Source organism: Pseudomonas sp. Root329 (assembly GCF_001424925.1).
GTDB classification, from domain to species: Bacteria; Pseudomonadota; Gammaproteobacteria; order Pseudomonadales; family Pseudomonadaceae; genus Aquipseudomonas; species Aquipseudomonas arabinosi.
Genome location: NZ_LMCV01000001.1, coordinates 82,856 through 94,828 on the forward strand (window position 1 = coordinate 82,856; position 11,973 = coordinate 94,828).

11 protein-coding genes are annotated in these 11,973 nt (G+C 59.4%); 4 read left to right on the forward strand and 7 right to left on the reverse strand.

Annotated features, from left to right (window positions below):
- Positions 1 to 3 precede the first annotated feature (3 nt).
- From ASC74_RS00410 to ASC74_RS00420, 3 genes are all read right to left on the reverse strand, one after another.
- On the reverse strand, positions 4 to 1,035 hold the full coding sequence (locus ASC74_RS00410) for a DUF5924 family protein (protein WP_056738455.1): 1,032 nt from the start codon (positions 1,033 to 1,035) through the stop codon (positions 4 to 6).
- 221 nt (positions 1,036 to 1,256) lie between these two features.
- Positions 1,257 to 2,645 carry a M16 family metallopeptidase gene (locus ASC74_RS00415; RefSeq protein WP_056738457.1) on the reverse strand — a complete coding sequence of 463 codons (1,389 nt, stop codon included), beginning with the start codon at positions 2,643 to 2,645 and terminating at the stop codon, positions 1,257 to 1,259.
- Between the two features lie 56 nt (positions 2,646 to 2,701).
- Positions 2,702 to 4,360 (reverse strand): Na/Pi cotransporter family protein, encoded by a 1,659-nt coding sequence (locus tag ASC74_RS00420; protein ID WP_056738459.1) that lies wholly within the window; start codon positions 4,358 to 4,360, stop codon positions 2,702 to 2,704.
- 643 nt (positions 4,361 to 5,003) lie between these two features.
- On the opposite strand from ASC74_RS00420, the gene ASC74_RS00425 reads away from it, so the two are divergent.
- Complete coding sequence (locus tag ASC74_RS00425; RefSeq protein ID WP_046044899.1) at positions 5,004 to 5,285, forward strand: DUF6124 family protein; 282 nt, start codon at positions 5,004 to 5,006, stop codon at positions 5,283 to 5,285.
- Between the two features lie 150 nt (positions 5,286 to 5,435).
- On the opposite strand, the gene ASC74_RS00430 is transcribed toward ASC74_RS00425, so the two are convergent.
- Together ASC74_RS00430 and ASC74_RS00435 are read right to left on the reverse strand one after the other, a co-directional pair.
- Entirely contained in the window at positions 5,436 to 6,203 is a 768-nt protein-coding gene (locus ASC74_RS00430) for a TerC family protein (RefSeq protein WP_056738461.1), read from the reverse strand.
- 85 nt (positions 6,204 to 6,288) lie between these two features.
- Positions 6,289 to 7,596, reverse strand: coding sequence for a CitMHS family transporter (locus ASC74_RS00435; protein WP_056738463.1), 1,308 nt, complete (start codon positions 7,594 to 7,596; stop codon positions 6,289 to 6,291).
- 319 nt (positions 7,597 to 7,915) lie between these two features.
- On the opposite strand from ASC74_RS00435, the gene ASC74_RS00440 reads away from it, so the two are divergent.
- A complete protein-coding gene (locus ASC74_RS00440) occupies positions 7,916 to 8,317 on the forward strand; it encodes a GFA family protein (protein WP_056738465.1) in 402 nt (133 codons plus the stop codon).
- A 5-nt stretch (positions 8,318 to 8,322) separates the two neighbouring features.
- Here ASC74_RS00440 and ASC74_RS00445 read toward each other — a convergent pair whose 3' ends face one another.
- Positions 8,323 to 8,649, reverse strand: a complete 327-nt coding sequence (locus ASC74_RS00445; protein WP_056738467.1) for a DOPA 4,5-dioxygenase family protein — start codon at positions 8,647 to 8,649, stop codon at positions 8,323 to 8,325.
- Positions 8,650 to 8,731: 82 nt separating this feature from the next.
- Here ASC74_RS00445 and ASC74_RS00450 point away from each other — a divergent pair, with 82 nt between their 5' ends.
- Positions 8,732 to 9,403 carry an NAD(P)-dependent oxidoreductase gene (locus ASC74_RS00450; protein WP_056738469.1) on the forward strand — a complete coding sequence of 224 codons (672 nt, stop codon included), beginning with the start codon at positions 8,732 to 8,734 and terminating at the stop codon, positions 9,401 to 9,403.
- Here the strand turns inward: ASC74_RS00450 and ASC74_RS00455 are convergent.
- Positions 9,390 to 10,340 (reverse strand): choline sulfate utilization transcriptional regulator, encoded by a 951-nt coding sequence (locus ASC74_RS00455; RefSeq protein ID WP_056738471.1) that lies wholly within the window; start codon positions 10,338 to 10,340, stop codon positions 9,390 to 9,392. The two genes, ASC74_RS00450 and ASC74_RS00455, sit on opposite strands and share 14 nt — an antisense overlap.
- A gap of 114 nt (positions 10,341 to 10,454) precedes the next feature.
- Between ASC74_RS00455 and betC the strand changes: the two genes are divergently transcribed.
- Positions 10,455 to 11,969 (forward strand): choline-sulfatase, encoded by a 1,515-nt coding sequence (gene betC / locus ASC74_RS00460; protein ID WP_046044906.1) that lies wholly within the window; start codon positions 10,455 to 10,457, stop codon positions 11,967 to 11,969.
- Positions 11,970 to 11,973 lie beyond the last annotated feature (4 nt).

Consider the following 11,973-nt stretch of genomic DNA (forward strand, 5'->3'; position numbering starts at 1 on the left):
GGGTTACTTTGCGGCAGTCGCCGGCTTGTTGTCCTTTACCACGAAGCGCAACACACCGATGACCTGGCCATCTTCGGTCAGCACCCGAACCTGCCATTTACCCGCGGGGTTGCCGGGGAAATTCTGCTTGTGGGTCCAGGCCCGATAACCTTCCTTGCGCCCGCCGTGGATATCCAGCGGGATACGGTCGACCTCTTTGCCGTTGAACTGCCACACGTGATAGATCCGCTCATCCAGACCGCGCGGGGCGTTGATTGCGGTGTAGGCGTACAGCCCGTCACCACGGATCTGGTCGGCGCTGACTTCTTCCAGACTCTTGCCAGGTGTGCGGTCCTGCATTTGCGTACTGATCGCCACGTCAGTCATCCACAGGGTCGCCGGAGGCACCCAGGATCGCAGCACCCAACCGAGCGCGCCGATGCCCAGCGTGATACTGAGAATCGCCAGCGCGTTGCGCACGGTACGAATCGGAAAGATCGATGCCAGGCTCGGGAACGACAGCACGACGGCGGTGCCCAGGGCCAGTTTGAAACTCTGAGCGGTGGTCAGGTGCAGGATGACGGGCAGGGCGGTCAGCAGTGCAGCGAACAGCGTCAGTGTGTGCAGCGCCAGAAACGCCCAGCGCCGGGGGGCCAGCCATTTGTAGTAGAGCGGGTCGATGATGGAAATCAGCGCGGCAATGCCCAGCAGACCGGTGAAGAACAGCTGGCCGCTGTTCCAGGTGGTGGTGATAAAAAAGAACGGCAGGACGAAGAACAGGCTTTCCTGGTGGATCATCTGCGTGGCGTAGCGCAGCAGAGGTTGGGGGATTTCGCGTTTGAAGATCCTGACGAACAGCTTGGTCAGGCTGTTTTCCAGCATCAGCCAGATCCAGCTGACCAGCATGATGGTGGTGATCCAGGTCGCCAGACCTTGCTGGCGATCCACCAGAATGAAGCTGCCGACCCCGGAAATGAAACCGCCGAGCGCAATGACCCCTGGGTAGCGCTTCATCAATTCCAGGATGCGCTGTACGTATAGGGTCAGAGTAGGCATTCGGCGGTTCGCAATAGTCGTGGGAAAAATCCTCGACAGGGTAACCGCCGGAGGTCAGCGTGGCGAGGGGCTCGCGATCCGATCACAAAACCCCGTAGCAGCTGGCGTAGCCTGCGTTCGGCTGCGCAGCAGTCGCCAATCCGTTATGTCAGATAAACCTGACGGACCGCGTTGAATGATTTTACGACTGCTGCGCAGCCGAACGCAGGCTACGCCAGCTGCTACGGGGTTCGCGGTGCTCTTCGATGCAAGCGCCAACCCATCAGTATCAATACGATGAGCCCCAGCACCCCGGCAATCGCCCACATAAACTGATCATCACTGATCAACGGCTTTTCGATCCGCAGGTAGCCCGGCTGCATCAGCAATTCACGCATGGCCTTGTTTGCTTCCTCCAGCGTCACTCCTTGCAGTTCCTTGGCAGGGTTGGCGAAACGGCCGTCCTCGTAGTCCCCAAGGGCACTCCAGTAATAATCGGCCAACGCGCTGTTGCCTTGCACGGCCCAGGCCTGGCGGGCGATGGCGGCCTGCTTGAGGCGGTTGAAGGTGTTGGCATTGAGACCGTCCCTGAGCAACCCGGCCTTCAGATCCTCCAGCACCTGTTCGGCCTCGGGCACGTCGTCGCGCTCAAGGTCTGCGTTCAGGCTCATGAAGCCCACGCCGCCAAACACCTCGCGCTCGGCCGAGGGGCCGTAGGACAAGCCATGGGCCAAGCGCAATTTGCGGTAGAGCGCCCAGTCCAGATACTCCTTGAGCAAGTCGAAGGTTTCATCGTGCTGATCCTCCAGCACCGGCTCTGGCACCAGCCAATGCAACTTGGCACTGCCGCCGACAAAACCGTGACTCAGGGTGCGCTCATGGGCAGCACTGGCCTGGATCGCCGGCAGAGGCGGGTGATCAGTCGGGTCGACCGCTTCAAGCGCGCCATAAGACCGTTCCAGATAGGCCGGCAGCAACCGCTCGAGGTCGCCGACCACGATCAGGGTCATGTTGTTGGGCGCGTACCAGGCCTTGCGTACCTTTTCCAACTGATCGCGGGTCAGGTGATCGACCTCAGGCCGCTCGGGGCATTTGAGGCCCAGTTCCACCGCCAGCTGATTACTCGCCGTGTGGCCAAGGTCCTGGCGATCCAGCCAGCGTTGCAGGTGCGAGTAATGGCCGCCGTCTTCGCGCTCGACCACTTGTTTGGCGGCGTTGATGGCGTTGTCGTCGATTCGGGTCTGGGTCAGCAGCGCCAGCAGCAGGTCGAGGACCTTGCGCTGGTTTTTCGCCGGGGCTTCGATGACAAACGTCGTGTCGGCATTACTGGTGTAGGCGTTCCACTCGCCACCCAAGGCCTGCATGCGCTCTTCCAGCCCGCCTTCGCCCGTGGCGTCGATGCCGCTGAACAGCAAGTGTTCAAGCAGGTGCGGCAGCTCCTTGTCGGCGCAGCTGAAATCATCGATGCCGACGCCGACCACCAGACGAATCGCCACATGCCCGTGCTCGGTGCCGGGTTTGAGCATTAATTGCAGGCCGTTGGGCAGCGTATAGCCCTCGACCTGAAAGCGATCCAGGGCAAATGAAGGGAATGAGCCAAGCAACAGACAGGCGAACAACAAACAACGCATAACGGGTTTCCATACGGCCAGCGTAAGTTCAACAGACTTCAGGCAACTGCGGACGTTCAGGGTGAATGCGTAATGTCAGCGAATTCGTCGACCGCCAGAGCACCGGTGTCGGAAGTTTCCAGCACCACATAGGCGCTGCTGCAAAACAGCGAATTCAGACGCTTCATATCGGCAATCAACTCCAGGTGCAACGAGCTGGTTTCGATACTCTGCACGATCTTACGTTGCAATCGGCTGACGTGAGCATGGGCCAGGCGCCGTTCCTGTGCGCGAAAGCGACGTTTCTCACGCAGTAACTGGCGGGCACTTTCCCTGTCGGCACTGAGGAACACGGACAACCCCAGGCGCAGATTGGATATCAACTGAGTGTGCAACCCCGCCAACTCTTCCAGGCCGACTTCGGAAAAAGACCGGCGCTGCGAAGTTTTCTGCTGCTGGACCTTGCGCAGCATGCGTTCGATGAGGTCGCTGGCGAGCTTGAGGTTGATCGCCAGCTCGATGATTTCCGCCCAGCGCCGACTGTCCTGCTCGCTGAGGTCTTCACGAGGCATTTGCGCCAGATACAGCTTGATCGCGCCGTAGAGCGATTCCACATCATCGGTCAGGCGTCGCATTTCCTGGGTAACGGCGGTTTGCTTGCCGTTCAGCACGTCGAGCATGGCCTCGAGCATGTTGTCGATCAGGTCGCCGATACGCAGGGTTTCCCGGGCGGCATTGGCCAGCGCCAGGCTGGGCGTGACCAGCGCTGTCGGATCAAGATGCCGCGGTTTGGCAGTGCCGTTGAGTTGCGGGCGCTCCGGCAGCACCCACGCACAGAACCTGGCCATCGGCCCGACACTCGGCAGCAAGAGCAGGCAGCGCGCGGTGTTGTAGAGCAGGTGAAAGCCGATGACCATTTCCTGAGGGCTGAAGTCCAGGCTGTCGATCCAGTGCACCAACGGGTCGAGCACCGGAATGATCAGCAACAGACCAATCAACTTGTACAGCAAACTGCCCAACGCCACCTGGCGGCCGGCGGCGTTCTGCATGCTGGTGCTGAGGAAGGCGAGGATGCCGCTGCCGATATTGGCGCCGATCACCAGGCCGATGGCCACGGGCAGGCTGATCACTGCGGCACCGGCCAGGGTCGCGGTCAGCAGGACGGCGGCCAGGCTGGAGTAGGAAACCATTGCGAACAACGCACCGACCAGGGCATCCAGCAGGATGTCGCCGGTCAGCGAGGCGAAAATCACCTTCACGCCTTGGGCCTGGGTGATCGGCGCAGCGGATTCGACGATCAGTTGCAGCGCCAGGATGATCAGCCCCAGGCCGATACCGACCCGACCCATCTGTCCGACCCGGGTCTGTTTGCGCGACAGGAAGAAAATCACCCCAAGAAAGATCAGCAGCGGCGACAGCCACGACAGGTCGAAGGTCAGCACCCGCGCCATCAGCGCAGTACCGACGTCGGCCCCGAGCATGGTCGCCAGGGCCGGGGTCAGCGCCATCAGGCCCTGACCGACAAAGGAGGTGACGAGCATGGCGGTGGCGTTGCTGCTCTGGACCATCGCCGTCACGATGATCCCCGAGATGAACGCCAGCCAGCGCTTGGACATGTTCCGGCCAATCACATGGCGCAGGTTGGAACCGTAGACCCGCAGGATGCCGGTTCGGACGATGTGCGTGCCCCAAATCAACAAGGCCACGGCAGATAACAAATTGAGCAGGGTGAGCATGCAGGCCCCCTGTGGTGGTAGCGCCCCATTGGGGCAAATTTGACGGTGCCGCGCGTTCTTCTACGTTCTGTACTTAAGCTGTAGTTGGCTAACGGTCTGCGCGCCAGCATCGCACAGCTAAAGAAACGATTGAAACAAAACTGTCATGAAAACAGGTTGATGCAGGTATGAAATAGGGGCCCATAGATCTCAGCACCTCAGTTGAAAGGTTACGCGAACATAACCTGCGGTCTGTGCGTCAACCTTTGGAAAAAACTGTCGGCTAATTCTTCAACTGCGTTGATGTGATTCACGCGCTCTGCAACACATGTTTAATGACACCCAGAGTTACTTCTCGGAGGCTACAACGCCTTGCGCCGTTGCCTACGGTTACGCCAGAATCCGCCGGCTTGTGCGCCGTGGCCCGGGTCTCTATCGTTTCCCAGTCGCTGAAAAACAGTGATCGGGTTTGGTAGCCCGGAGTCTGGCGCATAGCCACTTCTTGCGGACGCTTATTGAGGTCGCAGCTTTATGGTGGCCATGCGCAGGGTCCCTTCGGGGGCGCCGGTTCCAGTACTCCGGTCTACCAACCTGTGTATGGCCGCCACCCTTCGTTTGGTAGCGAGAGTGATGGCTCCACGTAATCAGTACTGGAGTTCTATCTATGTTCAAGGTAACGCCCAACCCACCGGACACCGATCCGGTCCCCCACGACTTCCCGCCGCGCAAACCCAGCAGCATTTTCTTCATAGACCCCAAGGTCGATAACGAAACCTTGCTCGGGCACGCCTGCGAATCGTTGGCGTCAGCCAGCGTAATGGCCAGTGATTTCGCAGGGTTTCTGGATGGCCCACAGCGCAGCACTCTGCTGGGGATTCAGCAAAGCATCATGTTGGGGGAATTGGCGGTGAATCGAGTGCTGGATAACCTCGATCCGCCAGGGTAATCACAGAGCAAAAAAAATGTGGGAGTGAGCCTGCTCGCGATGGGGCCGTCACATTCAACATCGATGTTGACTGACAGGCCGCTATCGCGAGCAGGCTCGCTCCCACAAGTTTTGTGCACTGGCTGACACCAGCCAGTGCACAGGCTCGGGTTATTGACCCGGAATGTCCTTGCGCAGTTTCACCGGGTCCTGCTGTTTGCGCTTTTTCGCCATCGCGGTGCGCATCTTGATGTTGATCGCCTCCACCGCCAGCGAGAACGCCATGGCGAAGTAGACGTAGCCTTTTGGCACGTGAACGTCGAGGGATTCAGCAATCAGCACGGTACCGACTATCAACAGGAACGACAGCGCCAGCATCTTCAGCGACGGGTGCTTGTCGATGAACTCGCTGATGGTGCCCGAAGCCCACATCATCACCAGCACGGCAACGACGATCGCCGCGACCATGACCGGTACGTGGGACACCATGCCAACAGCGGTGATGACCGAGTCCAGCGAGAACACGATGTCGATAATTGCGATCTGAATGATGGTGTAGAGGAAGTTGCCGCCCTTGCCGCTCGGCTCCTCATTGGTTTCGTCTTCACCTTCCAGCGCGTGATACATCTCTTGCGAGCTTTTCCACAGCAGGAACAGACCACCGAAGAACAGGATCAGGTCACGCCCGGAAATGCCTTGGCCGAACACTTCGAACAGGTCCGCGGTGAGGCGCATGACCCAGGTGATCGACAGCAGCAACAGGATCCGCGTGACCATGGCCAGTGCCAGGCCGAAAATCCGCGTGCGTGCCTGCATGTGCTTGGGCATGCGGCTGACCAGGATCGAAATCATGATGATGTTATCGATACCCAGAACGATTTCCAGGGCGGTCAGGGTGAAGAAGGCAACCCAGATTTCAGGGTTGGTCAGCCATTCCATGTGTATTCCTTTGTGCGTGTGTTAAACCACGAAGGGCCCAGGCTTCAAACAACAATGCCTGGACCCGTCATGGTGAGTCTTGGGCTTATAGAGTGCTGAACAGCGGAAAAATCCCCATCAGCAAAGCGGCGATCAGTATGCACATGCAAACCAGCACTGCCCACTTCAGGGTGAAACGCTGGTGATCACCGAAGTCGATACCGGCCAGGGCCACCAACAGGTAGGTCGATGGTACCAACGGGCTCAACAGGTGGACGGGCTGACCGACGATCGAGGCACGTGCCATTTCAACCGCGGTTATACCGTAATGACTGGCGGCTTCCGCAAGTACCGGTAACACGCCGTAATAAAATGCATCGTTCGACATGAAGAATGTGAACGGCATGCTCACCAGTGCAGTGATCACTGCCAGGTACGGGCCGAGGAAGTCCGGGATGACCGCCAACAGGCTTTTCGACATCGCATCGACCATGCCGGTGCCGGTCAGGATACCGGTGAAGATGCCGGCCGCGAAGATCAAGCCGACCACCGCCAGCACGCTACCGGCGTGGGCCGCGACGCGGTCCTTCTGCTGTTGCAGGCACGGGTAGTTGACGATCATCGCGATGCTGAACGCCACCATGAACAGCACCGGCAGCGGCAACAGACCGGCAACCAGGGTGCCCATCAGGGCCAGGGTCAGGGCGCCGTTGAACCAGATCAACTTCGGACGACGGGCATCCGGGAATTGCGAAACGCTGATTTCACTGTGGTCGATTTCATCGCCCACCAGGTGCAGCTCACCCAGACGCGCACGCTCACGCTTGCCGTAGAAGTAGGCAATCATGAGGATGGCCAGCACCCCGAAAGCCATCGCCGGAATCATCGGTACGAAGATGTCGGACGGATCCACATGCAGCGCACTGGCGGCACGAGCGGTCGGGCCGCCCCATGGCGTCATGTTCATCACGCCACCGGCGAGGATGATCAGGCCGGCCATGATCCGCGGGCTCATGCCGATACGGGCGTAGAGCGGCAGCATGGCGGCCACGCAGATCATATAAGTGGTGGCGCCATCACCGTCCATGGACACGATCAGCGCCAGTACGGCGGTGCCGACCGAAACTTTCAACGGGTCGCCCTTGACCAGTTTGAGGATCTTGCGCACGGCCGGGTCGAACAGACCGGAGTCGATCATCAGGGCGAAGTACAGAATGGCGAACATCAGCATCACACCGGTCGGTGCGAGCTTGGTGATGCCTTCGAGCATCATCGGGCCGATCTTCGGCGCAAAACCACCGAACAGCGCGAACAGGATCGGGATAATGATCAGAGCGATCAGCGCGGAAAGGCGCTTGGTCATGATCAGGAACATGAACGTGATGACCATGGCAAAGCCAAGGAAAGTCAGCATGGGAATACTCCAGGCATAGCGCGTCTAGGGAATGGGCGAACCGGGTGGGTCAGCGCAGAACGGGAAGCACGAGGCGTATGGGCGGAGTGACAGCGAAGCGGCGGGTAGAAGAGGACATCAGGATCACCATTGTTGTTGTTAAATGGACCGTGTAAGCAATCAAACACTCACGTTGGCCAACCGGTCTGTTGCCGGTAGTGGGGGCGATCCTAATCGCGGAAGCTTTCAGCCAGCTTTCGCGGATGAAAGCATTGACCAGATGTGCAACCGGTCGTCGGACGGGTTTCAAGTCCCTGAACACAGGGCAGGAGGACAAAACATGGCCGAAATTCATACGGGCGGCTGCCACTGCGGACATCTGCGCTATCAATTCAGTGGGCCTTTGCACGACATCGCCCACTGTCATTGTTCGATTTGCCGACGGGTCAGCGGCGGGATCGTGACCACCTGGATCACCGTGCCCGCGTCAGCCTTTGAATGGCTGAAAGGAACGCCAGCGCAGTACAACTCTTCAACACCCTGCGTGCGGTATTTCTGCGGCAACTGTGGGGCGCAGCTGGCGCTGATAACGCAGTTGAGCCCGGACAGCATCGACGTAACCATCGCCACCCTCGATCATCCCGAGCAGGCACCCGCCGAAAAACATATCTGGACTGACAACCGACTGCCCTGGCTGCATCTGGACGAACATTTGCCCGGCGAAGCCGAGGAACAGTTGTAAACTGATCAAAAAATAGACAGATCCAGTGGCCGAATCGCGCCCATCCAGATGGCGTGCTCGGTGTGGTCGAGCAGATCGTCGCCGGTGTCCGGGTGCAGGAACACCACCAAACCCTTGCGGTTGAGCGCAAGCCAGGGCAGCACGTCGCCGATGTATTGCGGCTCGAAAGCCAACTGGCAGCTCCAGTCCGGGTGCGGGCCCACCGGCCGTTCATGGACGCGGCCCATCTTCACTGGAAACAGTTGCGCCGCCTGCTCACACAAGGCGCGCGCCTGAGGAAGGGTGCTGGCGTCGAAGTAGACATGGGCGTGGTAGCCGTTGATCCGCTGCATTTGAAACCCTCTGAACCGAGTCGAACCGGCGTTGTTTCCCACAGGTCACACGCCATAGAGATAGGAAGAACGGAGCACGGCCATGAAAAATGCCGAAACCCCGGTGGTGAAAGTGGTGCTTTATGGTGCCATGAGTAGCCTGGGCAGTGCGCTGATGGCTGAAATGCTGCGGCGCCAACATGAAGTGATCGCGATTCTCGATGACCTTACGGCCCTCGCGCCGCGCCCGGGATTGCGGACCAAGACCGGCGATTTGTTCGACGCCAAGCGGGTCAAGCAGAGCGTCGCCGGGTGTTCGGCGGTGATCTGTCTGCTGGATGCACCCGGGTTGCCGATGAACAGCGAGCACGTGGAAAAATCCATCGTGCCCGGCCCGGTCGAGCAAGTGCTGGCGGTGGATGCGCTGATCGATGGCATGCAGGCCTCGGGGATTTCCCGGCTGTTTCTGGTGGGCGATTTCGAGGTATTGGACGACCCGGAGATAGAAGATCGACTGCAACGCCACGCCGCCGAAGAAATCCGCGAGGCCCTGCAAAGCAGCACCTTGCACTGGACGCTGGTGAATGCGCCCCGCGGGGTGGCCGGGCTGACCATCGAGCATTTCAGCCACGTCAGCCGCAGCCTGGAGCTGGGCCTCGCCGAACCGCTTGAGCGGTTGAGCCGGGTGGCGGTCGGGATTGCCGATGAGTTGCGGTTGAACCTGCATGTTGGCGAACACGTGACCTTTGTCGCGACAGAGGCTATACAGCGATAGACGGCAGCGGCAGGCCATTCAACGATTGCGCACTGCTGGCCTGCTCAGCCATCAGCCAGTCCACAAACTGTTGAATCAGGGCACCACGCCGTTTTCGCTGGGGCAGGACCACGTAATAGCCGAGCCTGGAAATCACCGTTTCCGCGATCGGTCGACACAACAAACCTTGCGCCAGCAAGTTATCCACAAGGTGCCGCCACCCAATCGCCACGCCCTGGCCGCCAATCGCCGCCTGGATCAGCAACGTGTAATTGTCGAAGCGCAATTGCCCAGGCGCAGGTGCCGAAGCGATCCCCAACTCCCGAAACACGCCGCTCCAGTCGAACCAGTTGCTGCTGTTTTCGCCTCGAAGGTGCAGTAGCGGGAACTCGAGCAATGACTGGGCCGGTAAGGGCAGGGGACGATCCTTCAACAGAAGCGGGCTGCACACCGGAAAGACTTCCTCGCTGAACAGCCAATGGCTTTCGCCCTGTTTGAATCTGCCATCCCCAAACAACACCGCCACATCAATATCGGTGCGCAGCATGTTGAGGCTGCGTTCGCTGGTGACCAGGCTGACGTCCACTTGAGGATTGGCGGCATGGAAGCGGTGCAGGCGCGGCATCAGCCAATACGCGGCGAAGGCGAAATCGGTGGCGACCTGCAACACTTCATGCTGGTGCTGTGCGCTGATCGCGCTCAATCCTGCGTCGATATTCTGCAATCCGAGCTGAACCTGCTCAAACAGGATCGCCCCGGCCTCAGTCAGTTCGATGCCGCGATAGATCCGGTCGAACAGCCGCGTCCCGAGTTGTTCTTCCAACCGTTTGATCTGCTGGCTGATGGCCGGTTGCGTGGTGCCGAGCTCCACCGCGGCCGCCGTGAAGCTGCGTTGACGGGCCGCCGCTTCAAAGGCTCGAAGCAAATCCAGAGACAAATCACCAAGGGCGTCATACATAAGCTGTGCTTATCCTAGTCATTGCCGCGCGTGGGCTTTACCACAAACTGCGTGGGCTACATGCTCGATCGCAGCACTCTCGCATAAATATTCACTATGGAATCCCGCGATCACATGAAGCGCAAGAATATTCTTTTCATCATGGCCGATCAGATGGCCGCGCCAATGTTGCCGTTCTACGGCCCTTCGCCCATCAAACTGCCCAATCTCAGCCGCCTCGCCGCCGAAGGCGTGGTGTTCGACGCCGCTTATTGCAACAGCCCACTGTGCGCGCCGTCGCGTTTTACCCTGGTCAGCGGTCAGTTGCCGAGCAAGATCGGCGCCTACGACAACGCGGCCGATTTCCCCGCCGATGTACCGACTTATGCCCACTACCTGCGTCGACTCGGCTACCGCACCGCGCTGTCGGGCAAGATGCATTTCTGCGGCCCGGATCAGTTGCATGGCTATGAAGAACGCCTGACCAGCGACATTTACCCGGCCGATTACGGCTGGTCGGTGAACTGGGACGAGCCAGACGTGCGTCCAACCTGGTTTCACAATATGTCTTCGGTGCTGCAGGCCGGGCCGTGCGTACGCACCAATCAGCTGGATTTCGACGAAGAGGTGGTGTTCAAGGCCCAGCAGTATTTGTTCGATCACATCCGGGAAGATGGCGATCAACCGTTCTGCCTGACTGTTTCGATGACTCACCCACACGACCCGTACACCATTCCCAAGGCCTTCTGGGATATGTACGACGACGCCGACATCCCGTTGCCCGAAACCCCGGCGCAGACCGAACTTGATCCGCATTCCCAGCGTTTGCTTAAGGTTTACGACCTGTGGGATAAACCGTTGCCTGTGGATAAGATTCGCGATGCGCGCCGGGCGTACTTCGGTGCGTGCAGTTATATCGATAGTAACGTCGGCAAACTCCTGCAAACACTCGAGGAAACCGGTCTGATCGATGACACCATCATCGTGTTCTCCGGCGACCACGGCGACATGCTCGGCGAGCGTGGGCTCTGGTACAAAATGCATTGGTACGAAATGGCCGCCCGCGTGCCGCTGTTGATCAGTGCGCCGGGGCAATTCGGGGCTGGTAGGGTCAGCGCGGCGGTCTCCACTGCCGATCTGTTGCCGACCTTCGTGGAACTGGCCGGCGGTTCGCTGGAGCCGGGGCTGCCGCTGGATGGCCGCTCGCTGGTCTCGCACCTGCAAGGGCAGGGCGGTCATGACGAGGTCTTCGGCGAATACATGGCCGAAGGCACCATCAGCCCGCTGATGATGATCCGTCGCGGCGCCTACAAATTCATCTACAGCGAAGACGATCCTTGCCTGCTCTTCGATGTACACAACGACCCGCGTGAACAGGAAGAACTCAGTCAATCGCCGCAACATCGGCCGCTTTTCGATGAATTTCTCGCTGAAGCCCGGGCCAAATGGGATATCCCGGCGATTCATCAACAAGTGCTCGCCAGCCAGCGACGCCGACGATTTGTCGCCGAGGCATTAACCATCGGCAAGCTGAAGAGTTGGGATCACCAGCCGCTGGTGGACGCCAGTCAGCAGTACATGCGCAACCACATCGACCTCGACGATCTGGAGCGTAAAGCACGTTATCCACAACCCTGCCAAAACCAATAATGTT

Bases quoted from the DNA above. Each gene is read 5' to 3' on its own strand.
- ASC74_RS00410 (WP_056738455.1), bottom strand. From the start codon at position 1,035: ATGCCTACTCTGACCCTATACGTACAGCGCATCCTGGAATTGATGAAG.
- ASC74_RS00415 (WP_056738457.1), bottom strand. From the start codon at position 2,645: ATGCGTTGTTTGTTGTTCGCCTGTCTGTTGCTTGGCTCATTCCCTTCA.
- ASC74_RS00420 (WP_056738459.1), bottom strand. From the start codon at position 4,360: ATGCTCACCCTGCTCAATTTGTTATCTGCCGTGGCCTTGTTGATTTGG.
- ASC74_RS00425 (WP_046044899.1), top strand. From the start codon at position 5,004: ATGTTCAAGGTAACGCCCAACCCACCGGACACCGATCCGGTCCCCCAC.
- ASC74_RS00430 (WP_056738461.1), bottom strand. From the start codon at position 6,203: ATGGAATGGCTGACCAACCCTGAAATCTGGGTTGCCTTCTTCACCCTG.
- ASC74_RS00435 (WP_056738463.1), bottom strand. From the start codon at position 7,596: ATGCTGACTTTCCTTGGCTTTGCCATGGTCATCACGTTCATGTTCCTG.
- ASC74_RS00440 (WP_056738465.1), top strand. From the start codon at position 7,916: ATGGCCGAAATTCATACGGGCGGCTGCCACTGCGGACATCTGCGCTAT.
- ASC74_RS00445 (WP_056738467.1), bottom strand. From the start codon at position 8,649: ATGCAGCGGATCAACGGCTACCACGCCCATGTCTACTTCGACGCCAGC.
- ASC74_RS00450 (WP_056738469.1), top strand. From the start codon at position 8,732: ATGAAAAATGCCGAAACCCCGGTGGTGAAAGTGGTGCTTTATGGTGCC.
- ASC74_RS00455 (WP_056738471.1), bottom strand. From the start codon at position 10,340: ATGTATGACGCCCTTGGTGATTTGTCTCTGGATTTGCTTCGAGCCTTT.
- betC (WP_046044906.1), top strand. From the start codon at position 10,455: ATGAAGCGCAAGAATATTCTTTTCATCATGGCCGATCAGATGGCCGCG.